The organism is Actinokineospora pegani, assembly GCF_009745975.1.
GTDB lineage: Bacteria > Actinomycetota > Actinomycetes > Mycobacteriales > Pseudonocardiaceae > Actinokineospora > Actinokineospora pegani.
This window is the reverse complement of record NZ_WHOL01000107.1, coordinates 64,175-90,965: the sequence shown is the minus strand read 5'-3', so window position 1 is coordinate 90,965 and position 26,791 is coordinate 64,175. Positions and strand designations below refer to the sequence as shown.

Annotated in this window: 25 protein-coding genes; 9 read left to right on the top strand and 16 right to left on the bottom strand. The window is 73.9% G+C overall.

The genetic code is table 11. The features are described from left to right. Positions 1-94: 94 nt before the first annotated feature. The 5 genes from GCL84_RS20400 to GCL84_RS29430 form a co-directional block, all read right to left on the bottom strand. Positions 95-925 carry an alpha/beta fold hydrolase gene (locus GCL84_RS20400; RefSeq protein WP_156757120.1) on the bottom strand — a complete coding sequence of 277 codons (831 nt, stop codon included), beginning with the start codon at positions 923-925 and terminating at the stop codon, positions 95-97. A 39-nt stretch (positions 926-964) separates the two neighbouring features. Further along, positions 965-1,561: an SRPBCC domain-containing protein gene (locus tag GCL84_RS20395; protein WP_156757119.1), complete on the bottom strand. Its 597-nt coding sequence runs from the start codon at positions 1,559-1,561 to the stop codon at positions 965-967. 113 nt (positions 1,562-1,674) lie between these two features. Continuing rightward, positions 1,675-1,842, bottom strand: a complete 168-nt coding sequence (locus GCL84_RS20390; RefSeq protein WP_156757118.1) for a hypothetical protein — start codon at positions 1,840-1,842, stop codon at positions 1,675-1,677. After that, positions 1,839-2,591 (bottom strand): ABC transporter permease, encoded by a 753-nt coding sequence (locus tag GCL84_RS29435; RefSeq protein ID WP_197523393.1) that lies wholly within the window; start codon positions 2,589-2,591, stop codon positions 1,839-1,841. Before GCL84_RS29435 ends, GCL84_RS20390 begins: the two co-directional genes overlap by 4 nt. Then, positions 2,588-3,487 carry an ATP-binding cassette domain-containing protein gene (locus GCL84_RS29430; protein WP_197523392.1) on the bottom strand — a complete coding sequence of 300 codons (900 nt, stop codon included), beginning with the start codon at positions 3,485-3,487 and terminating at the stop codon, positions 2,588-2,590. The genes GCL84_RS29435 and GCL84_RS29430 overlap by 4 nt, the downstream gene beginning before the upstream one ends. 86 nt (positions 3,488-3,573) lie before the next feature. Between GCL84_RS29430 and GCL84_RS20380 the strand changes: the two genes are divergently transcribed. Next, the gene (locus GCL84_RS20380) at positions 3,574-4,245 is read left to right on the top strand and encodes a TetR/AcrR family transcriptional regulator (RefSeq protein ID WP_235926503.1); all 672 of its coding nucleotides are present in this window, start codon (positions 3,574-3,576) and stop codon (positions 4,243-4,245) included. 134 nt (positions 4,246-4,379) lie between these two features. After that, the gene (gene valS / locus GCL84_RS20375) at positions 4,380-6,944 is read left to right on the top strand and encodes a valine--tRNA ligase (RefSeq protein ID WP_197523391.1); all 2,565 of its coding nucleotides are present in this window, start codon (positions 4,380-4,382) and stop codon (positions 6,942-6,944) included. 52 nt (positions 6,945-6,996) lie between these two features. On the opposite strand, the gene GCL84_RS20370 is transcribed toward valS, so the two are convergent. Then, positions 6,997-8,199, bottom strand: coding sequence for a cytochrome P450 (locus tag GCL84_RS20370; RefSeq protein WP_156757117.1), 1,203 nt, complete (start codon positions 8,197-8,199; stop codon positions 6,997-6,999). 213 nt (positions 8,200-8,412) lie between these two features. Then, on the bottom strand, positions 8,413-9,072 hold the full coding sequence (locus GCL84_RS20365) for a TetR/AcrR family transcriptional regulator (protein ID WP_235926502.1): 660 nt from the start codon (positions 9,070-9,072) through the stop codon (positions 8,413-8,415). A 193-nt stretch (positions 9,073-9,265) separates the two neighbouring features. Between GCL84_RS20365 and GCL84_RS20360 the strand changes: the two genes are divergently transcribed. Beyond that, a complete protein-coding gene (locus tag GCL84_RS20360) occupies positions 9,266-10,729 on the top strand; it encodes an MFS transporter (RefSeq protein ID WP_156757115.1) in 1,464 nt (487 codons plus the stop codon). 170 nt (positions 10,730-10,899) lie between these two features. Here GCL84_RS20360 and GCL84_RS29425 read toward each other — a convergent pair whose 3' ends face one another. Beyond that, a complete protein-coding gene (locus GCL84_RS29425; protein WP_197523390.1) occupies positions 10,900-11,220 on the bottom strand; it encodes a hypothetical protein in 321 nt (106 codons plus the stop codon). Between the two features lie 391 nt (positions 11,221-11,611). Between GCL84_RS29425 and GCL84_RS20350 the strand changes: the two genes are divergently transcribed. Next, on the top strand, positions 11,612-12,238 hold the full coding sequence (locus GCL84_RS20350; protein WP_156757114.1) for a protein rhiA: 627 nt from the start codon (positions 11,612-11,614) through the stop codon (positions 12,236-12,238). An 88-nt stretch (positions 12,239-12,326) separates the two neighbouring features. Then, positions 12,327-13,466 carry a hypothetical protein gene (locus GCL84_RS20345; RefSeq protein ID WP_156757113.1) on the top strand — a complete coding sequence of 380 codons (1,140 nt, stop codon included), beginning with the start codon at positions 12,327-12,329 and terminating at the stop codon, positions 13,464-13,466. Between the two features lie 88 nt (positions 13,467-13,554). On the opposite strand, the gene GCL84_RS20340 is transcribed toward GCL84_RS20345, so the two are convergent. Continuing rightward, entirely contained in the window at positions 13,555-14,634 is a 1,080-nt protein-coding gene (locus tag GCL84_RS20340; RefSeq protein ID WP_156757112.1) for a CbiQ family ECF transporter T component, read from the bottom strand. 445 nt (positions 14,635-15,079) lie between these two features. On the opposite strand from GCL84_RS20340, the gene GCL84_RS20335 reads away from it, so the two are divergent. Genes GCL84_RS20335 through GCL84_RS20325 form a run of 3 tightly spaced genes read left to right on the top strand, consistent with a single transcriptional unit; the run spans position 15,080 to position 18,508 of the window. Then, positions 15,080-15,856 carry an MBL fold metallo-hydrolase gene (locus tag GCL84_RS20335; protein WP_156757111.1) on the top strand — a complete coding sequence of 259 codons (777 nt, stop codon included), beginning with the start codon at positions 15,080-15,082 and terminating at the stop codon, positions 15,854-15,856. After that, positions 15,853-16,461, top strand: coding sequence for a DedA family protein (locus GCL84_RS20330; protein WP_328618783.1), 609 nt, complete (start codon positions 15,853-15,855; stop codon positions 16,459-16,461). Before GCL84_RS20335 ends, GCL84_RS20330 begins: the two co-directional genes overlap by 4 nt. Continuing rightward, entirely contained in the window at positions 16,451-18,508 is a 2,058-nt protein-coding gene (locus tag GCL84_RS20325) for an alkaline phosphatase family protein (RefSeq protein ID WP_156757110.1), read from the top strand. Before GCL84_RS20330 ends, GCL84_RS20325 begins: the two co-directional genes overlap by 11 nt. A gap of 80 nt (positions 18,509-18,588) precedes the next feature. Here the strand turns inward: GCL84_RS20325 and GCL84_RS20320 are convergent, their stop codons facing one another. Next, entirely contained in the window at positions 18,589-19,932 is a 1,344-nt protein-coding gene (locus GCL84_RS20320; RefSeq protein ID WP_156757109.1) for an MFS transporter, read from the bottom strand. Between the two features lie 74 nt (positions 19,933-20,006). Between GCL84_RS20320 and GCL84_RS20315 the strand changes: the two genes are divergently transcribed. Beyond that, on the top strand, positions 20,007-21,011 hold the full coding sequence (locus tag GCL84_RS20315) for a GlxA family transcriptional regulator (RefSeq protein ID WP_156757108.1): 1,005 nt from the start codon (positions 20,007-20,009) through the stop codon (positions 21,009-21,011). Between the two features lie 703 nt (positions 21,012-21,714). Here the strand turns inward: GCL84_RS20315 and GCL84_RS20310 are convergent. From GCL84_RS20310 to GCL84_RS20285, 6 genes are all read right to left on the bottom strand, one after another. Next, positions 21,715-22,140, bottom strand: a complete 426-nt coding sequence (locus GCL84_RS20310; protein ID WP_156757107.1) for a hypothetical protein — start codon at positions 22,138-22,140, stop codon at positions 21,715-21,717. 113 nt (positions 22,141-22,253) lie between these two features. Then, positions 22,254-22,604: a thioredoxin gene (gene trxA, locus GCL84_RS20305; RefSeq protein ID WP_156757106.1), complete on the bottom strand. Its 351-nt coding sequence runs from the start codon at positions 22,602-22,604 to the stop codon at positions 22,254-22,256. Between the two features lie 202 nt (positions 22,605-22,806). Continuing rightward, the gene (locus tag GCL84_RS20300; protein WP_156757105.1) at positions 22,807-23,622 is read right to left on the bottom strand and encodes a glycosyltransferase family 2 protein; all 816 of its coding nucleotides are present in this window, start codon (positions 23,620-23,622) and stop codon (positions 22,807-22,809) included. Beyond that, complete coding sequence (locus GCL84_RS20295) at positions 23,619-24,635, bottom strand: glycosyltransferase (RefSeq protein WP_156757104.1); 1,017 nt, start codon at positions 24,633-24,635, stop codon at positions 23,619-23,621. The genes GCL84_RS20300 and GCL84_RS20295 overlap by 4 nt, the downstream gene beginning before the upstream one ends. Continuing rightward, positions 24,632-25,717 (bottom strand): glycosyltransferase family 4 protein, encoded by a 1,086-nt coding sequence (locus GCL84_RS20290; RefSeq protein WP_235926500.1) that lies wholly within the window; start codon positions 25,715-25,717, stop codon positions 24,632-24,634. Before GCL84_RS20290 ends, GCL84_RS20295 begins: the two co-directional genes overlap by 4 nt. Before the next feature lie 142 nt (positions 25,718-25,859). Then, positions 25,860-26,774: a WcbI family polysaccharide biosynthesis putative acetyltransferase gene (locus tag GCL84_RS20285; RefSeq protein ID WP_197523389.1), complete on the bottom strand. Its 915-nt coding sequence runs from the start codon at positions 26,772-26,774 to the stop codon at positions 25,860-25,862. Positions 26,775-26,791 lie beyond the last annotated feature (17 nt).

The window sequence follows — 26,791 nt, the reverse complement described above, 5'->3', positions numbered from 1 at the left end:
GTGTCCACGGCAGCCGTCGAGCGGGTCCCAGCGCGACACCTGATCCGCGCACGCCGCGGACGCGGTCCACTGGGGAGCTCAGCACAACACCGTCCTAAGCCTCCGCGAGGAAGTCCTTGAGGACGCGGGCGAGTTCGTCCGGCTGGTCCTCCGGGATGAGGGTGGAGCTGCCCGGGATCTCGACCAACCGCCCCTGCGGCAACAGCTCTGCCAGGCGTCGGCCGTGGTCGGGGGGCATCATGAGGTCGTCCGGGGCCCAGACGACCAGGGCCGGGCGGTCGAAGTCGGCCAGGCGGGCGGACCACGCCAAGAGGGTGGACGGCTCGGGGGTGCCCGCGGCGAACTTGGCCAGGTCCCGGCGGATGTCCTTGCTGGCGGTGGCGGGGGCGAACCAGGCGTCGAGGACCGCATCGGGAACGCCCGTGCGGCTGACGGCGCCGAAGGCCTTCTTGTTGTGGCGGAAGAACTTGGTGCGGGTCAGGGCCATCATCAGGCGGACGCCGCCGGGGAGGGCGCACAGGAGGGTCAGGGGGCGGGCGGGGGGCGGGGGGAAGTTGTCGAACGCCTCGCAGGCGACCAGGACCAGGCGGGCGACGCGGTCGGCCCGGCCCTCGCTGACCAGGAACTGGGGGCCGCCCCAGTCGTTCATGACGAGGGTGACCTCGCGCAGGTCGAGGGCGTCGAGGAAGTCGGCGAGCAGGTGCGCCAGGCCGCGCTGGGACAGGTCGGCGTCGGGGTTCATCGGGGTGCGGTGGGCGCCGAGCGGCAGGGTCGGCAGGACGCAGCGGTAGCCGTCGAGGTGTGGGAGGACCTTGCGCCACTGGGTGTGGTCCATCGGGAAGCCGTGGGTGAGGACCAGCACCGGGCCATCGCCGCCGGTGTCCTGGTAATCGATCCCACCTGCGGACAGCATCGTGCGAGGCATCGTCAAACCCCCAGAGTCCGGTGTGCCTTCCGGTCCAGCCTACGCCGGGCGGGGCAGGTCCGGCGCGTACTGGGCCAGCGACTCGTCGACCGCCGAGGCCAGCGCGTCCGGGGCGATCAGGCCGGTGAGCGTGTCGGCCCAGCGGTGCACGGCCTGCGCGGAGTACCGCTGGCCCGCCAGGCTGTTCTCCGCGGCCACCGGGTCGTCGGGCAGCGTCCCGTCCAGGTGCTTGAGCAGCCACAGCATGCTGATGTCCCAGCCGGGCCCGACGTAGAGCGCGCCCGCGCCGTCGGCCACGTCCAAGGAGACGGTGTGCTCCAGTTCCAGCGTGGTCGAACCGCTCAGGCGCAGTTCGACCACGCTGTCCGGGGCGCCGTAGGTGACGCGCAGCAGCGAGTCCGGCTCGCACACCAGGACCTCGCCCTCGGCGTTGCCCTCGACGGTGAACGCGCCGCCGACCCGCAGGTCGCCGCTGACCGGCAGGAACCACCGGCTGATCCGGTCCGGCTCGGTCAGCGCCGACCACACCTCGCCCGCCGGGGCGGGCAGGTCGCGGACGAGCAGGACGTGCGAGTAGTCCCCGGCGACCCGGGTCGCGCGGCGCGCGGTGTCGACGTGCTGGTCGAGCTCGCTCATGGGTCCCCATCGGCGTCGAGGTGGCGGCGGGCGCAGGCGACGACCTCGTCGCGGCGAGATCGCGCACCGACCCAGCGAACCTAGCAGCGGGAACGCCCGGGAGCGCGACTTTGTCAGGTGGACGCGCGAGGGGTCCGCGCACCGCAGCAGGCCGGGCCGGGTTTCGCGGTCGGCCCGCCCCGACACGACAGCACCCAGACCAGCCCGCTGAGCAGCGTGGCCGCGGCGACCAGCGGCACGGCCACCGACCGCGATCCCGACGCGGGGCGCGCCGGTGTCATCGCGCGGCCTGCTTCCGGAACAGGACGGCCGCGAGCGGCACGAGCAGGGCCACCAGCCCGCACCACCACAGCAGCGCCACCCACCAGTGCCGCCCGATCGGGGCATCGAGCACCAGACCCCGCACGGTCTCGATGACCGCCGTGATCGGGTGCTGCTCGGCCACCACGCGCAGCGCGGCGGGCAGCGTGTGCGCGGGGACCATCGCGGTGCTCGTGTACGGCAGGAACACGAGGACCAGGCTCAGCCCGGTCGCCGTCTCCACCGATCGCGACACCAGGCCGAACACCACCGAGGCCCACGAGATCGCGACGATGAACAGGGTCAGCACGCCCAGCGCCGCCAACCACTCCCCCGCGTCCGCCGTGGGCCGGAAGCCGACCACCAGGCCGAGCAGGACGATGACGGCGACGGACAGCAGGTTGCGCACCAGCGCCGCCACCACGTGCCCGACCAGCACGGCGGGCGCGGCCATCGGCATCGACCGGAACCGCTCCACGATGCCCTCGCTCAGGTCGGTCACGACCGCGACGGTCGTCGTGGTGGCGTTGAAGGTGACCGCGAGGGTGAACAGGCCGGGGACGATGTAGTCGGCGTACGCGCCGGTGCCGCCGTCGATGGCGCCGCCGAACAGGTAGCGGAAGGTCAGCAGCAGGACCACGGGCAGCGCGACCGTGGTGACCAGTTGCTCGGGGTTGCGCAGGAGGTGGCGCAGGCAGCGCCCCACCAGGACGCGGGAGTCGGTGATCACCGGCGGCCTCCGGTCAGTTCGAGGAAGACGTCGTCGAGGGTGGGTTTGGCGATGGCGACCGTCACCGGGTCGACCGCGGCGAGCACGTCGCGCAGGTGCGGGACCGACGACAGCGCCAACGACACCGACGCCCCGGTCGCGGCGCCGCCGAGCAGGTCGGCGGCCGAGGACGCGGCGGCGGCGTCGGCGAAGCCCAGTTCGAGCCGGTCGGCGCCGACCGAGGCCTTGAGCCGGGCCGGGGAGCCCTCCGCGACGACCCGGCCGCCGTCGAGCACGGTGACGTGGTCGGCGAGGCGGTCGGCCTCCTCCAGGTACTGGGTGGTGAGCACGACGGTCGTGCCCTCGGTCAGCAGTTCGCGGATGGCCGACCACAGGGTGGCCCGGCTGCGCGGGTCCAGGCCGGTGGTCGGCTCGTCCAGGACGAGCAGCGGCGGGCGGGCGACCAGGCTGGCGGCCAGGTCCAGGCGCCTGCGCATCCCGCCGGAGTAGGCCCGGACCTGCCGCCCCCCGGCCTCGACCAGGTCGAACCGCTCCAGCAGGGCGTCGGCGCGGGCGTGGGCGGCCCGGCGGCCGAGACGGGCCAGCCTGGCCATCATCCGCAGGTTCTCCGCACCGGTCAGCAGCCCGTCGACGGCGGCGTACTGCCCGGTCAGGCCGATCGTGCCGCGCACCCGGTGCGGCGCGGCGACCACGTCGTGGCCGTTGACCACGACCGTGCCCGCGTCCGGGCGCAGCAGCGTGCTGAGCACGCGGACGACCGTGGTCTTGCCCGCCCCGTTCGGCCCGAGCAGCGCCAGCACGCCGCCCGCCGGGACCTCCAGGTCCACCCCGTCGAGCACCCGCCGCCCGCCGAGGGATTTCACCAGGCCGCGCACCGCGACCACGGGTCCGTTCATTGCCCACCCCAAACTGTTTATGCCATACACAGATTAGCGCGTATGCTATACACGGATTCCCACGGCGGTCAACGAGGGAGGTCGGGGTGGCGGCACCAGGGCGGCGCGGGCCCCGTCCGTCGCTCAGCGTCGAGCAGATCGCGGCCGCGACCGTGCGGGTCGCCGACGCCGAGGGCCTGGACGCGGTGTCCATGCAGCGGGTGGCCAAGGAGTTCGGCTACTCGACGATGTCGCTCTACCGCTACGTCGCCACCAAGGACGAGCTGATGGCCGCCGCCGTCGACCACGCCGCGGCGGGCGCCCCCGCCCCCGAGCCCGGCGAGCCGTGGCGGGCGGGCATGACCCGCTGGGCGGACGCGCTGTGGGCGGTCTACCTGCGCCACCCCTGGGTCCCCAGGGTGCAGACCACCGCTCCGCCGTCGAGCCGCGCGCAGCTCGCCTGGCTGGAGTTCTCCCTCGCCGCGCTGACCGGGGCGGGCCTGACCGGCCAGGAGGCGCTGTCCACCACCACCTTCCTGATGGGCGCCATCCGCGACCTGGCCCGGATCACCCTCGACCTGCGCGCCGCGGGCCCCGGCACGCCCTACCTCGAGCGGATCGCCGCCGCCGTGGCGGGCGGCGAGTTCCCCGCCCTGGCCGCGGTGATGACCGGTCCGGACGACCAGGGCGGCGACGAGACCTCCACGGCCCCGGACCTGGCCTTCGGTCTCCAGCGGCTGCTCGACGGGGTCGAGGGGCACATCCGGGCACGCGGATAAACCGCTGATCGGGGGTTGGTAGGCTGGAAACCCGCGCGCAGCCCCCGCACCGGTGGGGCCGCGCGCGGTGGTGTTCGCGATGAGGGTTCCGACGATTTCGCGGTTGATTTCGCGTTGATGAGGTGGCAAAGGACGTGCACGAGACCACGCCGAACGTGCCCGAGCGGCCGTCCCTGGACGGGCTTGAGGCGACGTGGGCGCAGCGGTGGGAGCAGCAGGGGACCTACTCGTTCCCCGGGACCGCTGAGCGCGCGGCGGTATTCTCGATCGACACGCCGCCCCCGACCGCCAGCGGCTCGCTGCACGTGGGGCACGTGTTCTCCTACACCCACACCGACATCGTCGCCCGCTTCCAGCGGATGCGCGGCAAGCAGGTGTTCTACCCGATGGGCTGGGACGACAACGGCCTGCCCACCGAGCGCCGGGTGCAGAACTACTACGGCGTGCGCTGCGAGCCCTCGCTGCCCTACGACGCGGACTTCGCCGAGCCGGAGCCGGTGACCAAGAAGGGCGTCAAGCCCGTCGACGTCTCCCGCCGCAACTTCGTCGAGCTGTGCGAGAAGCTCACGGCCGAGGACGAGAAGGCGTTCGAGGCGGTCTGGCGGCGCCTGGGCCTCTCGGTCGACTGGAAGCACCAGTACACGACGATCGGCAAGCGGTCGCAGCGCGCGTCGCAGCGGGCGTTCCTGCGCCTGCTGGCCAAGGACGAGGCGTACCAGGCCGAGGCGCCGACCCTGTGGGACGTCGGCTTCCGCACCGCCGTGGCGCAGGCCGAGCTGGAGGACCGCGAGCACCCCGGCGCCTGGCACCGGATCTCCTTCCACGCCCCCGGTGACGCGAAGGTCTTCATCGAGACCACCCGCCCGGAGCTGCTGCCCGCGTGCGTCGCGCTGATCGCGCACCCCGACGACGAGCGGTACCAGCCGCTGTTCGGCACCACGGTCCGCACGCCGGTCTTCGGCGTCGAGGTCCCGGTGCTCGCCCACCCGGCCGCCGAGATGGACCGCGGCGCGGGCATCGCCATGTGCTGCACCTTCGGCGACCTGACCGACGTGCAGTGGTGGCGCGAGCTGTCGCTGCCCGCGCGCACGATCATCGGCCGCGACGGCCGCGTGCTCGCCGACGCCCCGTCCGGACTGGACTCCCCCGAGGGCCTCAAGGCCTACGCGGAGCTGGTCGGCGCGACCGTCCACACCGCACGCGAGCGCGTGGTCGGGCTGCTGCGCGACTCCGGCGACCTCGACGGCGAGCCGCGCAAGATCGTGCGCCCGGTCAAGTTCTTCGAGAAGGGCGACAAGCCGCTGGAGATCGTGTCCAGCAGGCAGTGGTTCATCCGCTCCAAGTCCCACCAGGACGAGCTGCTGGCCCGCGGCGCCGAGCTGAACTGGCACCCGGCCTACATGAAGGCCCGCTACGACGACTGGGTGCGCGGCCTCAACGGCGACTGGCTGGTCAGCCGCCAGCGCTTCTTCGGCGTGCCGTTCCCGATCTGGTACCCGGTCGACGACCAGGGCGAGCCGCGCCACGACCAGCCGATCCTGCCCACCGAGGCCGACCTGCCGATCGACCCCAGTTCCGACGTGCCGCCGGGCTACACCGCCGAGCAGCGGGACCAGCCGGGCGGGTTCACCGGCGACCCGGACGTCATGGACACCTGGGCCACCTCGTCGCTGACCCCGCAGATCGCCTGCGGCTGGGAGGAGGACGCCGACCTGTTCGCGCGGACCTTCCCGATGGACCTGCGCCCGCAGGGCCACGACATCATCCGCACCTGGCTGTTCTCCACCGTGCTGCGCGCGCAGTTGGAGCAGGACACCCTGCCGTGGCGGCACACCACGCTGTCGGGCTGGATCCTGGACCCCGACCGCAAGAAGATGTCGAAGTCCAAGGGCAACGTCGTCACCCCGATGGGCCTGCTGGAGGAGTTCAGCTCCGACGCGGTCCGGTACTGGGCGGCGAGCGGGCGGCCGGGCACCGACACCGCCTTCGACCAGGGCCAGATGAAGATCGGCCGCAGGCTGGCGACCAAGCTGCTCAACGCGGCCAAGTTCGTCCTCGGCTTCGACGAGCCGACCGCGGCCGCCGAGGTGACCGAGCCGCTGGACCGGGCGATGCTGGCCGCGCTGGACGACGTCGTGCGCCAGTCGACCGAGGCGCTGGAGGCGTTCGAGTACACCACCGCGCTGGAGCGCACCGAACGCTTCTTCTGGCAGTTCTGCGACGACTACCTGGAGCTGGTCAAGGACCGCGCCTACGCCAAGGACGGCGGTGCGGCCACCGAGTCGGTGCGGCTGGCGCTGCGCACGGCGCTGTCGACGATGCTGCGGTTGTTCGCGCCGTTCCTGCCCTACAGCGCGGAGGAGACCTGGTCGTGGTGGCACGAGGGCTCGGTGCACCTGGCCGAGTGGCCGACGCCGTCCGCGGGCGCGGGCCAGGGCGATGAGCTGATGGCGTTGGCCAGCACGGTGATCAGCGCGGTGCGCAAGGCCAAGTCGGACAGCAAGCGGTCGATGCGGGTCCCGGTCGAGACCGTCGTGATCCGCGGCAGGCAGGCCACTGTGGACGCGATCGCCCGCATCCAGGCCGACCTGGCCACCGCGGGCAACGTCGCGTCGCTGACCCTCGAGGCCGCCGACGTCGACGCGCTCGACATCGCGGTCACCCTGGCCGAGCAGCCGGAGCAGTCCGCGCAGCGGTGAAGCACGCGAACGCCGGTCCCCGAGCACCCCGGGGACCGGCGTTCGCGCGTTCTCACCAGGTGACGGGCAGCTCGTAGAGGCCGTAGACGAACCCGTCGTGCTTGAACGGCACCGTGTCGAAGTCGGTGGCGGGCGCCAGCGTCGGGACGCGGCGGAACAACGTCCGGTAGACGACCTCCAGCTCCAGCCGGGCCAGCGGCTGCCCGAGGCACTGGTGCACGCCGAACCCGAACGCCAGGTGCGACCGGGACGAGCGGAGCAGGTCGATGCGGTCGGGCTCGGCGAACACCTCCGGGTCGCGGTTGGCGCTCTCGTTGGGCAGCACGATGCCCTCGCCCGCGCGGATCACCCGTCCGCCGATCTCGATGTCCTCGGTGGCGAACCGGCGCCTGCCGCCGTGGGTGATCGTCAGGTAGCGCAGCAGCTCGTCGACGGCCGTCTTGGCCACGTCTTGGTCGCCGTCGCGCAGCAGGGCGAGCTGGTCCGGGTCGCGCAGCAGGGCCAGGGTGCTCAGCGAGATCATGTTCGCCGTGGTCTCGTGGCCCGCGATGAGCATCAGCACGGCCATCTCGGTGGCCTCGGTGGCGGACAGCTCGCCCGCGTCCACCCGCCCGGCCAGCCCGGAGAGCATGTCGTCGCGCGGGTCGGCGCGCTTGGCGGCCAGCAGGTCGGCGAGGTAGTGGTGCAGCCGCCCGGAGGCGGCCATCCGCTCGTCCGGCGTGGACCCGCGGTTGATCAGGACCTTGCTGTTGTCCTGGAAGAAGTCGTGGTCGGCGTAGGGCACGCCGAGCAGGTCGCAGATCACCAGCGAGGGCACGGGCAGCGCGAACGCCTCGACCAGGTCGGTCGGGTTGGGACCTGCCAGCATCCGGTCGACGCAGTCGTCGACGACGCGCTGCACGGCCGGGCGCATGTCCTCCACCCGCTTGATCGCGAAGTCCGCGCTGAGCATCCGCCGCAGGCGGGGGTGCTCCGGGGCGTCCATGCCGATGAAGCTCAGCGTCCGCTTCGGGCCGGGCGCCTGGCGCGGGTAGTCGTCGTGGGTCATGTCGGCGCTGACCCGGGGGTCGCGCAGCAGCGCCTTCTGGTCGGCGTGCCGGGTGACCAGCCACGGCGTCGTGCCGTCCCACAGCCGCACGCGGGTGATCGGGTCGTGCTCGCGCAGCTCGGCGAGCCGCGGCGGCGGGTCGAACGGGCAGCCGGGCGCCCGGCTCATCGGGTACTCCGGGATCGCGTCGGTGGTGTCGGCCGTCATGGGCGTGCTCCTCGGGGGTCGGGGCCGGTGACCGGGGCGAGCCACCGGCCGGTGGTGGCGGGGACGAGCGCGGCCTCGCGCTCGGCGCGGGTGTGGTCGACCAGGGTGCGGGTCATGGCGCCGCGGTCGAGGTGCGCCGGCCGCGGCGAGGCCGTCCAGCACGGCACTCATCGCTCTCCTGTGGCGGGATCGCGTCGCGGGGGAAGGCGGGGGTCAGTCCTGTGGGGTGACCGGGGCGCGCAGCAGGCCGACGAGGGCGTCGACCATCCCGGTGGCGGCGGCGTCCCAGTCGGCGCCGGTGGTCAGGCCGCCGTCGGCCAAGGCCTGCTCGCGCTCGGCGCAGCCGTGCGTCATCAGCAGCCGCACCATGTCCCAGCGGGTGCGCCGCACGTCCTCGGGCAGGTCGGCCAGGCAGGCGTCGAGGCCGTCGAGCACGGTGCGCAGCGACGGGGTGGCCAGCGCGACCTCGGCGCTCATCGAGCGGAAGGCCGGGTCGGCGGTGACCTGGGCGCCGAAGCGGGCGAACCAGGTGGGCCCGCCGAGGCTGTCCAGGTGCGCGGTGACCGGGCGGACCAGGCAGTTGACCCAGTCCCGCAGGTCCCGCGAGCCGCGAACCCGCTCGACCATCGACTCGCGGATGGCCTCGATGGTGGCGGTGCGCCGCTCGATGATGGCGCGCACCAGGTCGGCCTTGGCGCCGAAGTGGTAGCCGACGGCGGCGTTGTTGCCCTGGCCCGCGGCCGCGCTGATCTGCCGGTTCGACACGGCGGCCAAGCCCAGTTCGGCGAACAGCCGCTCGGCGGTGTCCAGCAGCCGCTGGCGGGTGGCGTCCACCTGCCCCGCGCGCTGGGTCCTGCCGACGTCGGTCACCACGGTCACCACCGTACCGGGGCGTCGCCGGCGTCCCGGGTAGCCGTGCCGCCAGTCCTGGCTGGTGGGGCCGTTGTCCGCTCGGCTGCGACGGTCATGGTGGGCGTCCTCCCGGAGTTCGGGCGTGATGGGTTCCGCACTCCCAGTGAAGCGACGGGGTGAAACTAAGTCAAGCGACTGATTTAAACTCGCGGGTATGCCTCGTCCCCGCACGACCGCCCCCGCGGCGGCCCCCAAGGTGCGCAACCCCAGCGCCGTGATCGCCGTGCTGGCCTTCGGCGGCATCACCGTCTCGCTGATGCAGACCGTGGTGATCCCGCTGGTGCCCCGGCTGCCCGACCTGCTCGGGGCCGCGCCCGCCGACACCGCGTGGGCGATCACCGCGACGCTGCTGGCCGCCGCCGTGGCCACCCCGACGGTCGGCCGCCTCGGCGACATGTTCGGCAAGCGGCGGATGCTGCTGGTCAGCCTCGGCCTGCTCATCGCGGGCTCGGTGCTGGCCGCGCTGAGCGACACGCTGCCGCCGATGATCGTCGCCAGGGCGTTGCAGGGCATGGCCTCCGGGGTGATCCCGCTGGGCATCAGCATCATGCGCGACGAGTTGCCCGCCGAGCGGCTCGGCTCGGCGATCGCGCTGATGAGCGCGTCGCTGGGGGTGGGCGGCGCGCTCGGCCTGCCCGCCGCGGCGCTGCTCGCCGACAACGTCGACTGGCACGCGCTGTTCTGGCTCGCGGCGGCGCTGGGTGTGCTGGGCACGGGGCTGGTGCTGGCGGTGGTGCCGGAGTCGCCGGTGCGCTCGGGCGGGCAGTTCGACTTCCCCGGCGCGGTGGGGCTGTCGGTGGCCCTGATGAGCCTGCTGCTGGCGATCTCCAAGGGCTCGGACTGGGGCTGGACGAGCGCGATGACCCTGGGCCTGTTCGCGGTCGCGGTCGTGGTGCTGCTGGTGTGGGGCTGGTGGGAGCTGCGCGCGGGCGCGCCGCTGGTCGACCTGCGGACCAGCGCGCGGCCGCAGGTGCTGCTGACCAACCTGGCCTCGGCGGTGTTCGGGTTCTCGATGTTCGCGATGTCGCTGGTGCTGCCGCAGATCTTGCAGCTCCCCCGGGCGACCGGGTACGGGCTCGGCCAGCCGATGGTGGCCGTGGGCCTGGTGCTCGCGCCGTCCGGGCTGGTGATGATGGCGATGGCGCCGGTGTCGGCGCGGCTGTCGCGGCTGCGCGGGCCGAAGACGACGCTGATCACCGGTGCGCTCGTCGTCGCGGCCGGGTACGCGCTCAACGTGGCGTTGATGTCGCAGCTCTGGCACCTGGTGCTGGTCTCGACGGTGATCGGCGCGGGCATCGGCCTGGCCTACGGCGCGATGCCCGCGCTCGTGATGGGCGCCGTGCCGATCTCGGAGACGGCGGCGGCCAACAGCCTCAACACCCTGATGCGCTCGATCGGCACGTCGGTGTGCAGCGCGGTGGCCGGAGCGGTGCTGGCGACCATGACCCTGCGGTTCGGTCCGGTGGACCTGCCCTCCCCCACCGGTTTCCGCGTCATCCTCGCCATCGGGTCGGCCGCGGGGCTGGTCGCGGCGCTGATCGCGGCCTTCCTGCCCGGTCGCGCGGCGCCGGTGCCGCAGGCCGCGCCCGCCGCCGAACCGGTGGCCGGGAAGGCCTGAGCGGGGTCCACAAGCGATAGCCCGGAGCGGAAGAGCAGGTCGGCCTCACCCGGTGGGCGGGTGGGACCGACCTGCGCGTATCCGGAATCGGGAGTGTGCGCGCCGCGCGCGGCCACCCAGACAGCCGTATGCGTTGCACCGTTCGGCCCAGCGCCGCGCGACGGGTTTCGTCACGCGTTCCGTCGGGGCCCGCGCTCCCCGAGCAGAGCCGACAGCCGGGTGGCGATCCGGACCGTGTCGTCGAGCAGCCGGTCGACGGCGAGCTCGGCCGCCCCCGGCGGCGGTGTCCACCCCCAGGCCAGCAGGGCGAGCTGGTCGGCGTTCGCGCGCAGGCGCAACGCCAGGTCGACCAGGTCGACGCGCAGTCCGTCGGGTGGGCGCTCCGCGGCGCGGCCGCGGTAGGCGCGCTGCCTGCACGCGGCCGAGCAGTACAGCCGCGGCCTGCCCGTCGCGGGCCTCGGGTTGGGCCGTCCGCACTCCGCGCAGCTCACGCCGCGACCGCTTGCGTCACTGGCCCGGAAGCGTTCTGTGTCCCGCGCCCCAGCCGCGCGGATCGCGTTCTGTAATCATTTCGCCGACCCCATCGAGCGATGTTCCTTCTCCTTGACCGTCGCATTGCCGCGCGTGTCTACTGATGTGGCGCTCGGAATTGCGAAACCCGAAAGGGAGATTCCGAACTCCGGCCGCCCTGGCTGACTGTCCAGACAGTACCGGAGGCAGGACTTGTTGCGCCGCGCGAAGGACGCGCGCAACGAGCCGTGTCGCGCTGAATACGCCATTTCCCCGAGGCGTCGGGAAGAGCTGCCCGCTGTTCGGTTAATTCGGGCCGCCCCGCTTCGACGTCGGACTACACCTGTGCTAATGACCCCCGAGGAGCGCACAATGTCGACGAACTATTCCCTCACCGTCGTGAACAATTCCACCCAGTACCAGGACCTGTGCGTCTACCAGAAGGCCGTCGACCTCGGCGTGCCCGACGCGATGTCGCTGGCCTGGTTGACCGCGCCTGCCTGGCCGGGCACCACCGTGCGGTTCAACTGGACGCTGGACTACAGCTTCGTGTGGTCGCAGACCGGCTCCCTGCAGCCGGGCGTGACCTTCCAGGCCCAGCAGACCCTGCCAGCCGACCCGGACAACCTCAACAACAACCAGGTCCAGTTCGACTTCCGCGACGGCGCGTTCCGCTTCGTGCCCGGCAGCGCCGCGGGCACCCCGGAGCTGGGCAACCTCTACGTCCGCGAGCTGTCGACCATCCCCAACGCCTCGGCCACGGTCGGCATCGGCATGTCCAACGCCGGGGTGTTCGCGGTGCAGGCCCAGCCGAACATGAACCTGGTGTTCCGCCCGCACCCGGAGTACTGGGTCACCGCGGGCACGTTCGAGCCGGGCGAGGTGCTCGACGTGGAGCAGATCACCAACGAGGCGCCGGTGCCCTACGACGGCACCTTCGACATGGTCGCCACGCTCGACTCGACCAACCTCTGGAAGATCACCACCGGCAGCGCCTGAGCGGCGCACCAGGCCCGGCGGCGCACCTGCCCGCGCCGCCGGGCCGCCCTGGTCCCCACCGCCCGCGAACCCCCGACGAGGAGCCCCCATGACGAACTACACCAAGATCCAGTTCATCGGCTACGGCGTGCAGACCTCCACCCTGACCCAGGTCATCCCCACCGGCACGGCGGACCCGTACACCGCCGACGCCACGACCAGGGCCAAGGCGCTGTGCGCGGCCGCGGACTTCGTCCGCAACGACCAGAGCAGCCGCATCGGCGGCGACAACACGCTCAAGGTGTTCGTGGCGCCGGAGTTCTTCTTCCGCTACGGCGGCCCCGCGCAGGGGGCGACGCCGGTGCTCGACAGCTACCCCAACGGCGACGCGGTGCTGCCCGAGATCACCGAGAAGGTGCTCAAGCCGTTCTTCCAGACCAAGGAGTTCAACAACTGGCTGGTCGTGCCGGGGACGATGTTCTGGCACCGACCAGCCGCGGACTCCGGCACCGGGTACCCGCTGTACTTCAACACGGTCCTGGCCCTGCGCGGCGGCGTCCCGACCGAGCTGAGCGAGGCCGAGCAGGAGGGCAACCGGGACCCGGCGAGCCTGCCCACGGTGGTCTCGGCGACGACGAACCAGAAGCAGCTCATGTCGCACATCGACTACGACGGGTCGGCCCCCGGCACCAATACCAACCGCGACGCCGCGCTGAACGCCGCCTACCAGCAGGTGATGGGCGACTGGGAGTTCTGGCGGTGGCACGCGTTCGCCGTGCACGGGGTCAACGACAGCAACGGCGACCCGATCACCTTCGGGCTGGAGGTGTGCCTGGAGCACATGCGCAGGCTCGGGCACCGGATGTCGGGGCCGGGCGTGCTGCGGCACATGGAGACGCTGTGGCCCGCGCAGACCCGGGAACCGATGCCGAAGGTGGACGTGCACCTGGTGACCTCGTGCGGGATGGAGCTCGACGCCCAGGACGGGATCACCGCGCGGGTCGGCGGGTACGCCGCGATCTGCGACGGGATGCGGCCGGGCGCGGGCGCCGTGTGGCCGACGACCGACGTGCAGCGGGTGACCGCCGTGGAGGCCTCCGGGGTGCGGCGCACCAACGACGTGCGGCCGGGTCCGCGGAACATGGAGCTGCCCGTGGGGCTGCAACTGTGCCTGCCGGGGCAGGCGGCCACGCCGAAGGACTCCGTGGCGATCTGGGAACCGGTCGATTACCGCCCCTGTGACGCGTGAACCAGCGCGGCCGGGCCCCGTCCGCACCTCGGGGCCCGGCCGCTGGGTCCAGCATGTCAGCCGCGCGGCCCCACGGCAGCGCATGGGATCAGCAGGTCAGGGCGGGGGCCCCGGCCGTCGACCCGCTGGAGGACAGGGTGGCCAACCCCTTGCCGCCGAGCCCGACCCCGCCCAGCGGCGGCCACGACAGCAGCGGCCAGGACAGGGTGGTCAGCGACGGGTTGAGGTTGGCCGGGTCGATCGAGGAGGTCGCGAACAGGACCACGGCGACGAGCACGCCGCCTGCCGCGACGACGACCTCGGGGGCGCGCCAGCGGTCGGGCCGGTAACGGCTGCGCCGGACCCTGGCCCCGGCGGCGCGGAAGCCGATGAGCGCGACGACCAGCCCGACGACGAGCACGGGCGCGGCCAGGAAGCGGGGCGTGGTGCCGTCGAGGGTGGCGTAGACGCCGACGCACACCCCGAGCAAGCCGGTGATCATCAGCGCCCCGGCGAGCGGGCGGCCGCGCACGGCCCCGGAGCGGCCGTACCCGCGCGAATCCATCGACGCGGCCAGCCGCAGCGACCGGTCGAGGGCGTCCTCGAGGACGGGGATGACGATGGTGTGCAGCGCCTTGAACCCCTTGCGGGACCCGCCGCGCAGCCTGCGCGCCCGCCGCACGCGCAGCACGCTCTCGGCTAGCTGCGGGAACACCGACAGGGCGACGACCACCGCCGTGCCGACCTCGTGGAGCGCGGGCGGCAGCGCCTTGAGCAGCCGCTTGGGGTTGGCCAGGGCGTTGGCCGCGCCGAGGCAGACCACCATGGTGGCCAGCCGCAGCCCGTCGTAGAAGCCGCCGAGCAGCCGGATGCCCGCGGCCCAGGCGGGCAGCGGGATCTCCGGCAGGCTCAGCACGATCGTGGAGCCCTCGGCCCCGCCGAAGACCAGCCGGAACACCACCCGCATGACGACGATGACCGCGCCCAGCCACAGGTACATCCGGAACGCCAGTGCCCACGGGGCGTCGGTGCGCCGGGCGGCGACGACGTAGCAGGCGACGGCGACGATCGTGGCCAGCAGCCACGGGTTGGTGGTGCGGCTCGCCGCGACCGCGAGGCCGAGTGCCGGATTTCGACCGGCTTCCTCGTCACAGGCGGTGTGTTCAGTTGTGCAGAGCAGCGGGACCATAACACCCTCCACACGGGCGAAACATCAGCCGACCGGCCTACCGGGGGCTATGACGGCCGTCACGCACTTGTCGGCGAGATGGCGCAGGAACGCGTCCGGGCGTCCCGCGCGCCGGGCCGGAAAGCGTGGTGTGCGGGGGAAGTCCGCCCACGCCGCCGCGCGGGTGATCCACACCGCGACGGGCTGGAAGGCGGACGGACGGGGTGCCGGTGGAGATGCCGTTGACCCCGCTCCCAGGCCCGCGGGGCGGTGTGCGACATCCCGCCCGTGCTGTCGGCGACCAGCACCACACCCGCGCCCCCGCGGTGGACCGCTCGGCCCACGCGGCGATCGTGGGACCGGTCGCGCGCCCCGGCAGGCCCGGGTCGCCGAGATCACCGCGTGCCACCCGGTCGGAGCAGGTGGGCTCGGGTCCGCGGCAGCCCGCCCTGACATACTCGACCGCATGCGGGACCTGGCGGTGCGGTTCGTCGGGCACTCCACCGTGCGGGTGGAGCTGGCCGGGCACGTGGTGCTCACCGACCCCGTGCTCACCGACCGGGTCTCGGCGCTGCGCCGCGTGGTCGCCCCGACGACCCGCGCCGACCGCGACGGCGTCGACCTGGTCCTGCTCTCCCACCTGCACGGCGACCACCTGCACCTGCCGTCGCTGCGGCTGCTCGACGCCCGGGTGGTCGTGCCGCGCGGCGCGGGCGACTGGCTGCGCGCCAAGGGCGTGCGCCGGGTCGACGAGCTCGCGCCCGGCGAGCGGCTCGAGCACGGCGGCCTCGTGGTGACCGGGGTGCCCGCCGCCCACTCCGGCCACCGCTGGGGCCCGAGGTCGACCCGCGGCCCGCAGGCCGAGGCGATGGGCCACCTCGTCGACGGCGGGGGCAGGCGGGTCTACGCCGCGGGCGACACCGACCTGTTCCCCGGCATGGCCGAGTTGGCCGGGGTCGACGTGGCGCTGCTGCCGGTGTGGGGCTGGGGCCCGACGCTGGGGCCGGGGCACCTGGACCCGGTGCGCGCGGCCGAGGCCGTGCGGCTGATCGGCCCGGCGGTCGCGGTCCCGGTGCACTGGGGGACGCTGGCCGTGGCGGGGCTGGCGCGGGGGCGGATGCGCAGGCTGCTGGTGGAACCGCCGCGGCGGTTCGCCGACGCCGTGGCCCGGTCCGGGGTGGCCACCCGGGTGCTGGTGACCGAGCCGGGGCACGACGTGCCGCTGGGCAGGTGGGTGCGGTGAGCGGGTTCTTCGGGATCGACTGGACGCACCCGTCGTCGATCGGGTACCCGGTGGTCTTCGCCGGGGTGCTGCTCGGGTCGATCATCCCGGTGATCCCGACCGGGGCGGTGGTCGGCGCGGGGGCGGCGGTCGCGGTCAGCGGCGGCGACCTCGACCTGTGGCTGGTGGTCCTGTTCTCGGCCCTGGGCGCGCTGGTCGGCGACCTGGTCACCTTCGGCGCGGGCCGGGGTGGGCGCGGGGCGCTGACCAGGTTCTTCGAGCGCCGCCAGTCCCCCGACAAGCTCGCCGCGGCGCGCGACCGGTTCACCCGGCGCGGCTGGCTGGTCGTGCTGGTGGGGCGGATGGTGCCCGCCGGGCGCATCCCGGCGCTGCTGGCGGCCGGCGCCCTGGACTACCCGTGGCGGCGGCTGGTCCCGGCCGCGGCGTGCGCGTGCCTGCTGTGGGCGGTCGCGTACGCGGCGTTGGGCGTGCTCAGCGGGGGCCTGTTCGACAACCCGCTGGTGGCCACGCTGGTGGCGACGATGCTGATCCTGCTGGTGACGCTGGTGATCGGCGGCGTCCAGGCGCTCGTGCGCCGGAAGCGGGAGGGCGCCCGTGACCGGTGAGTCGAGCGGGCGGCTGGTGCGGGGCGGGCGGGTCGTCGCCCGGGTGCTGCTGGTGTGGTTGCTGGTGGCGGTGGCGCTGCACCTGCTCGAACGGGGGCTGGTCGACTTCGCGATGCCGCTGTGGTGGCAGCCCACGGTGTTCGCGGCGATGGTCGGCCTGCTCTCCGGCGTGGTGTGGCCGCTGATCATGCGCTACGCCCCGCGCGGGGCGGTGCTGTTCCTCGGGCTGTTCTCGTTCCTGCTGCTGGGCGCGGGCGTGCTGGCGATCTCGTTCGCCGTGCCGTACGTGGAGATCGCGAACCTGCGCACGGCGGTGCTGGTGGCGGTGGTGGTCTCGGCGGTCGCGGGCACGATCTCCAGTGTCCTGGCCCTGGACGAGGACGAGGTCTTCTTCCGGCGCGCGGCCCGCAGGCTCCGCGACGGCGAGGACTCCCCCGCCGACGCGCCGCCCGGGGTGCTGCTGCTGCAGATCGACGGCCTGGGCCACGACACCGTGCGGCGCGGGGTCCGCGACGGCGACCTGCCGACGCTGGCGCGCTGGCTGTCCGAGGGCAGCCACACCCTCACCGACTGGCACTGCGACTGGAGTTCGCAGACCGGGGCGAGCGTGTGCGGGCTGCTGCACGGGTCCAATGAGGACATCCTGGGCTTCCGCTGGTACGAGAAGGACCGCGACCACGTCATGGCGTGCGCGCACCCGGTCGACGCGGCCGAGATCGAGCGCAGGCACTCCGACGGCCGCGGCCTGCTGGCCAACGGCGGCGCGGCGCGCGGCGGGCTGTTCACCGGCGACGCCGACTACACCAGCATGACGATGAGCGCCGTCCCGTTGCTGAGCGGCCCCACCAAGCGCGGTGACGCGATCGGCGCGGGCTGGTACGCCTACTTCGCCAACCCGGCCAACCTGCTGCGCACCTTCGGCTCCTTCGTCGTCGACGTGCTGCGCGAGGTGTCCGCGTCGGTGCGCCAGCGCCGCGCGGGGGTCACCCCGCGGGTCAACCGGGGCGGGTTCTACCCGTTCGCCCGCGCGGGCACGACGGTGATCGCCCGCGACCTGGTGGTCTCCGCGCTCATCGGCGACATGCTCGAGGGCCGTCCGGTGGTCTACGCCGACTTCCTCGGCTACGACGAGGTGGCTCACCACACCGGCATCGAGCGCTTCGACGCCCTGGCCGTCGTCCGCTCCATCGACCAGCAGATCGGCCGCCTGCACCGCGCCGCCCGGCTGGCCCCCCGCCGCTACCACCTGGTCGTTCTCTCCGACCACGGCGTCACCCAGGGCGAGGCCTTCACCCACCGCTTCGGCGAGTCGGTCGAGCAGCTCGTCGGCAGGCTCTGCGGCGCGGAGGTCCCCCGGGACCGCCGCGGGCGCTCGACCGCCGAGGGCTGGCAACTCGGCGCCACCCTGGCCGAGGCCTCCACCGGCGCGGGCCCCATCGCCAAGGCCCTGCGCGCCCGGGTGACCCGCACCGCCACCACCGACCGCCACCGCACCGTCGAGGGCAGACCCGCGGGGACCGTCCGCGCCGCCCCCGGCGTCGTGGTCGTGGTCTCCGGCCACACCGCGATGGTGTCGCTCACCGACCTCCCGGGCCGCGTCGACCTGGCGACCATCGAGCGCGAGTTCCCCGACCTGCTCCCGGCCCTCGTCGACCACCCGGGTGTGGGCTTCATGCTGGTCCGCGGCGAGCGCGGCCCGCTCGTCCTGGGCCGCGACGGCGTCCGGGAGCTGGACGATGACACGGTGCGGGGCGAGGACCCGCTGGCCGGGTACGGCCCGCACGCTGCGGACCTCATCCGCCGGACGGACGGGTTCGAGCACTGCCCGGACATCGTGATCAACAGCCGGTACCGGCCCGCGACCGACGACGCCTCGCCGTTCGAGGTGCACGTGGGGTCGCATGGCGGGTTGGGGGGTGGGCAGTCGCGGGGGTTCCTGCTGTACCCGTCGGAGTTGGCGGAGCCCGGGGAGATCGTGGGGGCGGAGCAGTTGCACCGGGTCGTGCGCGGGTGGCTGACGGAGTTGGGGCACCCGGAGCCCGCCTAGCGCTCGTGCGCCGGATGCGGGAGGGCGGGTGCTGGCCTGCACGACAAGTGCTTTGCCGTGTAACCGTTGACAGACTCCGACTACGCTTTCAGCTTGTCGGCTGATCGGGTGCCGCTCCCCTCGTCCGCTTGCTGGACGGCCGATCCGTCCGTCGGGGGCCGTTCACGAGCGTGCTCGCCAGGGGCGAGCGTGAGCGCGATTCCTGCCGCACCGACGCACAGCACCGCCGCCGAGTAGCCCATCGCGTCGTAGGACCCCAGACTGTCCCGCAGCATCCCGGCGACCAGCGCCATCGCGCCCGCGCCGAGCTGGTGCGCGGCATTGACCCAGCCGAACACGACCGGGCTGTCGTCGCCATAGAGCTTGCGGCAGATGTGGATGGTCGGGGGCACGGTCGCCACGTCGATGAGCCCGTAGACCACGACCCACACCACCATCGAGGGGGCGACGGTCGGTGCGAGGATCGATGGCAGCAGGAACAGCGTCACCGCGCGCAGCGCGTAGTACCCGACGAGCAACAGCCGCGCGTCGACCCGGTCGGTGAGCCATCCGGAGATGACCGTGCCGGTCGCCGAGCACACGCCGATGGCCGTCAGCAGCCCGGCGGCGATGGTCATCGGCATGCCGTGGTCGTGCGCGGCCGGGGCGAAGTGCGACCACATGATCCCGTTGGTCGAGGCCCCGCAGATCGCGAACGTCGCCGCGATGAGCCAGAACCGCCCGCCGCGCGCGGACCGGCCCAGCACAGTGATCGCCCGGCCCGCCGAGTCCTGCGCGGGCGGCGGCTTCGGCGTGAACTCCTCAGCCCCATAGGGCTTGCGGCCCAGGTCGGCCGGGTGATCACGCAGCAGCAGCCACACCAACACCACCACGACGGCTGCGGCCAGGCACAACACGATGGGCGCCAGCCGCCAACCCTTGTTCTGCACCACCCAGGCCAGCACCGGGAGGAACGCCAACTGCCCCAGGTGGCTCGCGCCGGTCAGCGCGCCGGTGACCAGCCCACGCCGCTTGACGAACCACGCGTTCGTGACCGTCACGGCGAAGGTCATGGTCAGTGACCCGCACCCGAGCCCGACCAGCAATCCCCAGTAGAGGGTCAACTGCCACGCCGCGGTCATCATCGTCGTCAGCCCCGCGCCGAGTGCGATCAGCGCCAGTGCGGCGGTCACGACGCGCCGGATGCCGAACCGGTCCATCAGCGCGGCGGCGAACGGGGCGGTGACCCCGTACAGCACCATGTTCACGGCCACCGCGACCGAGATCGACGACCGGGACCACCCGAAGTCCCGGTTGAGCGGGTCGACGAGCAGTCCGGGCACCGTGGTGAACGCCCCCGCCGCGACGATCGTCAGCCCCGCGACGGCGGCCACCCACCAAGCGCGCGCGGCGGCGGGTGCGGCTTGGACGCGTTGTGCGGTCATCCCTTCCTCCTTCGGCTCTGGTTCTCCCACCCTGCTCGGCAGCGCGCGTGGAGCCGAGTAGCCTGAAGGCCATCATGCGCGCAGATCGGGCCATTCCCGCCTTCGAGGACAGCACACCGCACCGGGTCGCCGTGCTGGTCCGGCCCGGGTTGCTGCCGATGGAGCTGGGCATAGTCCTGCGGCTGTTCGGGCAGGCCCGCTCAGCCCACGGCGCACCCCTCTACCAGGTGGCGACGTGCGCGCTGGAGCCCGGTGAGCTGCGCACCGACGCGGACATCACGGTGAACGTCAAGCACGGGCCGGAGATCTTGGCGCTGGCCGACACCGTCGTGTTGCCCGCCTCCGACGAGGACTACCGGCCCACCGAGGACCTGGCCCCGCAGATGGCCGCGGCGCTGTGCCGGATCCGCCCGGACGCGCGGATCGCCTCGATCTGCACCGGCTCGTTCGTGCTCGCCGCGGCGGGTCTGCTCGACGGGCTGCGCGCCACCACGCACTGGCGTTCCAGCGCACAGTTCCGCGCCCTGCACCCGGGCGTGCGCCTGGACCCGGACGTGCTCTACACCGACGAGGGCCGGGTGCTCACTGCCGCGGGCGTAGCCTCCGGGATCGATCTGTGCCTACACATGATCCGCACCGACCACGGCTCCGCGGTGGCCAACGACGTCGCCCGCGGCACGGTCGTCCCGCCGCACCGCCCCGGCGGACAAGCCCAGTACATCCAGCACCCGATCCCCCAAGAGCCCGAGTCCTCCACCGGCACCGTGCGCGCCTGGGCCGCTCAACGCATCGACCAGCCGCTGCAACTACGCGACCTGGCCGCCCAAGCGGCGATGAGCGTACGCACCTTCACCCGCCGCTTCCGCGACGAGGTCGGGCTCTCTCCCGCCGAGTGGCTGTTCCAGCAGCGCGTAGAGCGCGCCCGCGCGCTGCTGGAGGAGACCAGTCACACCATCGATCGAATCGCCGCCGAGTGCGGCTTCGGCACCGCCAGCTCCCTCCGGCGGCACTTCCACACCGCCCTCGGAGTGTCCCCGGCCGCCTACCGCACCACGTTCCGCGGTCCTGGCACGAAATAGGACACCGTCACGACGGCACGTGGAAACGGAGCGTTGTTGACCCGGACCCGCGCACCAGCGCGCGGTCGAGCACGAACACGGCGCCCGCCGGGCCGAGTAGCTGCTCGACGCAAGGCCGCGCGGCCACGGGCCCGGCAGCTCCGACCCCGGGCAGGTGTGCGGGTGCGCTTCGGTCAGGGCGAGCACCACCGTCACCGCGCACGGCGTGGCGGGTTCCCCGTCCTCCTCCCGCCAGTCGGCCAGGTCTGAGGACCAGGGCCGCCGGCTGCGGGGCTTGCTCGACCGCCGCGGACCGCACACGTGGCTCCGCACCGAGGATCTGGCCAACGGCGTCGACCACGGCGGCCAGGGCCGAGCGCGGCGGGCAACCCCAGGTGGCCACGGCGGCGATAGCGATAGAGGCCGAACAGCCCCAGCGGACCCGGGCGGGCGCCCCACACCACCGGGTGGCCCCGGCGGCTCGGGCCCGCGACGCGGGGTTCCTGTACAGCGGTCACGGCCGGGGGGACAACGGGCCGAGCCGGTACAGCGCCTCGGCGCGGTGGCCCCGGAGGTGAATCCCGACAACGCCTGGGCCACCGCCAGGGTGACCAGCTCGGAATAGGACAGCTTCGGTGGCCTGCCCATACGCCGACCACCGGCCAGGCGGTCATTGATCTTGGGCACCCTTCGCCTGTCCTCGGTCACCGCCCTGGCTTACGCATTAGCCCGCCAAGGCGGGGGGTGGCGGGTCCGGGAGGTGGCCGGGGGCGTCCGGGCCCAGGACCTCGGCCACCAGGCCCTCCGGGCCCAGCAGGGGGCGGCCCCACGCCCGGGCCACCTCGTCGGCGCGCAGGAGCCAGGCCCGGCGGGTGGGTGGCGGGTCGCCGAAGGCCACGGCTATCTCGTCGGCCCGCAGGGAGCGGCGGTGGTGGTGCAGGCCGAGGAACTCGGGGTCGGGGGCGTGGTCGAGCAACTGGCGCAGGAGCCTGGGGTGCAGGGGCGGGAAGTCGCCGTGGAGGCCCTTCGCGCCGAGGAAGACGCTGTCGACCAGGGACCAGATGGCGAAGTCGTCACCTCGGGCGGGGAGGCGGAACCGGTTGTACGGGCCTTCGAGCAGGGACTCGAAACCGGGTCTGCGGTAGCGCACGCGACCATCGTCGCACACCGGCCACTTGGTCCTGAGAGGACGATCCAGCGCGACGACGCGGGCCGCCGCCCCGGGTGGGGGCGGCGGCCCGTGGAGTGGACCCGGCGCCGGGGTCAGGCGCGCAGCGCGTCGTCGATCTCCTGGAGGAGCTTGGTCTTGGCGCGGGCGCCGACGATCGTGTGGATGACCTCGCCGTCGCGGAACAGCAGCAGCGTCGGCAGCGAGGTGACCTGGTACTCGGCCATGGTCTTCGGGTTGTGGTCGGCGTCGAGCTTGGCGATGGCCAGCGAGTCGGCGCGGTCCTTGGCGATCTCGGCCAGCACCGGCGCGATCATCCGGCAGGGCGGGCACCAGGTGGCCCAGAAGTCGACCAGGATCGGCTTGTCGTGGCCGAGCACCTCGGCCTGGAAGCTCGCGTCTGTGACCTCGGCCACCGCGCCCGTGCTCGTCCCTGTGCTTGCCATCGACTCTCCTCGTTCATCCTCGTCGTCCGGTCGGGCCCACCGCCGAGCGGACCTGGCAGTTCGTAGAACCACGGGCCCGCCGGACTTGTTCCCGCCGGGCCACCCTAGTCCGTGCCCGCCCGCCGGGCACCGGCCGACCGCACGGCGTCGTGGCTGTCACCCAGGGCGACGACCCGCACGCCCAGACGTCACCCGATCAGTCCTAAGAGGATCTGAGACGCAGGGTGTCGCTCGCCGGGTCGAAGTCGACGAGACCGCGGTCGCGCAGGTCGTCGAGCCAGGTGGGCATGGGCCACCAGCCCCAGCGGGCGTGGAAGACCCGGGCGTTGTCCACGATCTGGGCCTCGACGCCCGGCTGGTGGCGGGTCGGGGGGTGGTGCTGGTGCAGGGCGTGCGCGCCGCCCAGCCACAGCAGGCGGGCTCCCGCCCGGTCCGCGGACAGGGCGAAGTCGGTGTCCTCGGCGCCGTAGCCCCGGTACCGCTCGCAGAAGCCGCCGACGCGGGTCCAGGTCCGCGCGGTGAGGGCGAACGACAGCGACCAGAACAGGTGCCACCGGTCGTCCTCGACCGCCTGCCCGTCGGGCGGGGCGGGGCGGCCGGGGTGGGGGTCGATCCACGCGGGCAGGTCGTCCAGGGGGTAGCCGGTCCCGGGCGGCGGGGGCAGGTAGGTGACCGGGCCGCACAGGATGGCGGGGGTGCGGGCGGCGGCGCGGTAGCGGGTGACCAGGCCGGGCGCGGGGAGGCAGTCGACGTCGAGGAAGACCAGGGTGCCCGCGCCCGCGTCGAGGGCTGTGGTGGCGCCGAGGTTGCGGGCCGCGGCCAGCGGCAGCAGGTCGGCGCGGGCGGGGAGGCGGGCGACGACGGTGCGGCAGGGCGATGGCCCCTCCGGCGCCGGGCCGTCGCCCATGACGACCACGACGTGCAGGTCCGGCGGGTCGGCGGCCAGGCAGGCGCGCTGGTTGCGCAGGTGCCGCTCCCGGCCGTGGACGATGGTGATCACCGCGGTGCGCGTCGTCATCGGCTGGCCAGCGCCTCCAGTTCGGCCGCCGCCCGGTCGGCCCCGTGGCCGTCCGACCACGACGACCACGCCTCCCCGCCCAGGCGGGCGGCCCGGTCGAGCGCGGCGGGCCAGGCCGCGGGGTCGGGCCACGACGGGCTGACGACGGCGAGGCCCGCCCGGTCCAGCGCCCCGGCGGTGGCGTGCTGCTCGCCGAACGGCCGCTCCTGCGGGACGACGACGGCGGGCCGCCGGGCGGCGGCGACCTCGGCGACGGCGTTCTGCCCCGCGTGGGTGACCACCACCCCGGCCGACCGCAGCGCCTCCCACGGGTCGGCGACCCACCCGAGCCACCGCAGGTTCGACGGGTCCGCCCCGGCCGAGGGGGCGCGGGGCCCGGCCACCTCCCACGACCACCCCGGCGTGGCCGAGGCCGCCGCCCGGAGCTGGTCGGCCGACACGTCGAGGCCGCCGGAGCCCCAGAGCACGAGGACGCGCCGCTCGCGGACGGCGCCGCCGGGCGCGGGGTCGAAGCGGGACACCGCGCCCAGGTGGGTCGTCTTGGCCAGCCACTCCGGCGGCCAGTCCGGCTGCGGCCGCGCGGGCCACGGCGCGAGCAGCCGCCGGGCCAGGCCGTAGGCGAGCAGGTGCGCCGGGTCCGTGCGCGCCCCCGGCTGGGCCATGACCACGACCGGGACGCCGTGCAGGCGGGCCAGGACGGCGACCTCGGCCGAGACGTCGGCGACCAGCAGCCGGACGCCGCGGGTGGCCAGGACGGCGCTGATGGCGTGCGCGCGGGCGAGGTGGCCCGGGTGCCCGATCGGCGCCCAGTGCAGCAGCCCGGCGGCGGTGGCGTCGTCGCGCACGGGGTCCACGCCCGCCGCGTCGTCGGGCAGCCGCACCCACTCCCCCGGCCAGTCGGCGGGGCGCGCGGCGCTGGACAGGCCGATGACCGGCGAGGACAGCCGCCTGGCGATCGCGGTGGCGCGGTGGCGGTGCCCGCTGCCGTGGTGGTGGGCGTAGTAGGCGATCACCCCACGACCGCCCGGTAGAGGTGCTCGTAGCCCTCGACCATCCGCTCGACCGAGCACAGCTCCTCGGCGCGGCGGCGCACGGCGGCGCGGTCGAGGGTGGCGACGGTCTTGATCGCGTCCGCCAGGGCGTCGATGTCGCCGGGCTCGACGAGCAGGCCGGAGTCGGCGTCGACCAGTTCGGGCAGGGCGCCGCGGGCGAAGGCCGCCACCGGGGTGCCGCAGGCCAGCGCCTCGGCGACGACCAGCCCGTAGGGCTCGTCCCAGCACGGGGTGATCACCGCGACCGACGACTCGCCGACGAGGCGGGCCAGGGCCAGGTGGTCCAGGTGCCCGACGTAGTCGACCCCGGCCCCGAGCAGCGGCTCGACCTCGGCGCGGAAGAAGTCCCGGTCGGGGCACGGTCCGGCCAGCAGCAGGCCCGTGCCCGCCGCCCGGGCGGCCAGGATCGCGGGCACCGGGCCCTTCTCCGGGGCCACCCGGCCGAACCACAGCGGCGGGCCGCCGCCGGGCCCCGGCCGCCACAGCTCCAGGTCGACGCCGTTGGGGACGACGTGCGCGTCGGGCACGCAGTGCGCCCACATCCGGGCGGTGTGGCGGCTGACGGCGGCGAAGGTGAGGCCCCGGTCGCGGCTGATGTCGAGCGCGGACTCCAGCCAGGGCGTGGGCGGGGTGTGCAGCGTGGTGAGCACCGGCGCGGGGACCGCGTCGGCCATCGCGATGGGCAGGTAGTGCAGGGAGTTGTTGTGCACCACGTCGTAGCCGGTGTCGAGCGCGAGGCCGAGCATGAGCCCGAGGTAGGCGTGGTGCTCGGCGAGGAAGTACTCCGCGGGCATGCTGACGTCCTGGCGGGCGGCCGCGGACAGCGCGGGCAGCGGTCTGAGCCCGCGCACGTCGAGGATCGGGTCGGAGCCCGCGCCCGCGTAGACGTGCACCTCGTGGCCCCGGGCGGCCAAGCCGGTGGCGAGCTGCCAGGTGTGGGCCTCCAGGCCGCCCGCGAAGGGTTCCCGGATCGGGAAGCGGGCGGAGGCGACCAGCGCGACCCGCAGCGCGGGGCCGCTGGGCGACACCTCGGGACTTGTCAAGGACACCGTCCTCCAGGGAAGGCGGGAGTGAGCGGCCCAGCGCCAGGTGCAGGCACGCCTGCGACGACGGGGTGGGCACGGCCGCTGCTTGACGTGACCGGGTCGAGCATCACCCCCGGGGGCCGGTCGCACAATTCGATCTTCAGTCGGGGGTGGCGAGCAGGGCCAGCCGGCGGGCGAGCCGGTCGAGCCCGGCGGCGACCCAGGCGGGGTGCTCGGCGTACCAGGCCAGTTGGGCGGCGCGGACCTGCTCGTCGTCGACTTCGCGGTTGGCCACAACCCAATGCGGCCGGGGGGCGGCGTCGAGGTCGAGGGCGCGCACGACCTCCGGGATGAGCGGGGCGTGCACGCTGTCGAGCAGCGTGCGCCCCGGGTCGCGGGCGTCCGGGGTGTGACCGAACGCGCTCTGGACGCGGCGGGCCAGCCCGAGCAGGACGTCGTTGCCGGGGTGGTTGAGCGTGTGGGCCGCCCGCGCGCCCGCGGGCAGCAGCAGGTCGGACGCGCGCACGTCGACGCCCGCGGCCCCCTCGCGCCGCGCCAGGTCCGCCACGGCGTCGGCGGCGACCGCGCGCAGCCGCTGGGGGCTCAGGTCGGGCCGCCAGTCCAGGCCCGCGGCCGCGGTCAGGGTGCGCAGGTCGTGGTAGGGCACGACCGGCGGGTCGAGCGAGCGGTCGAGGGGGTGGCGGACGATGGCGTTGAACGGGTGCAGGCCGTGGTAGCGGACGACCGGCCACCGCACGACCTGGGCGGACGGGGGCAGCAGCCCGGTGAGCTGGCGCGTGCCCAGCGGCAGGCCGCGGTAGTCGTCCCGGACGGGCTGGGTGGCGAGCATGACCGCGTTCGACAGCAGCGACCGCAGGAACGGCAGGTCGTCCCCGGTCAGCTCGTGCACCGGGGGGACGCGCACCGCGCGGACCGGGAAGGTCTCCGACGTGGACAGCAGCACGCGCAGCGACTCGGCCTGGCAGTTGCCGATCACCACCGCCACCGGCTCGTCGGACCGGTCGGCGGTGTAGAAGTCGCCGTAGTGCGCCCGCCGTCCTCCGTCCACGAGCACATCGTCCACCTTGGGCG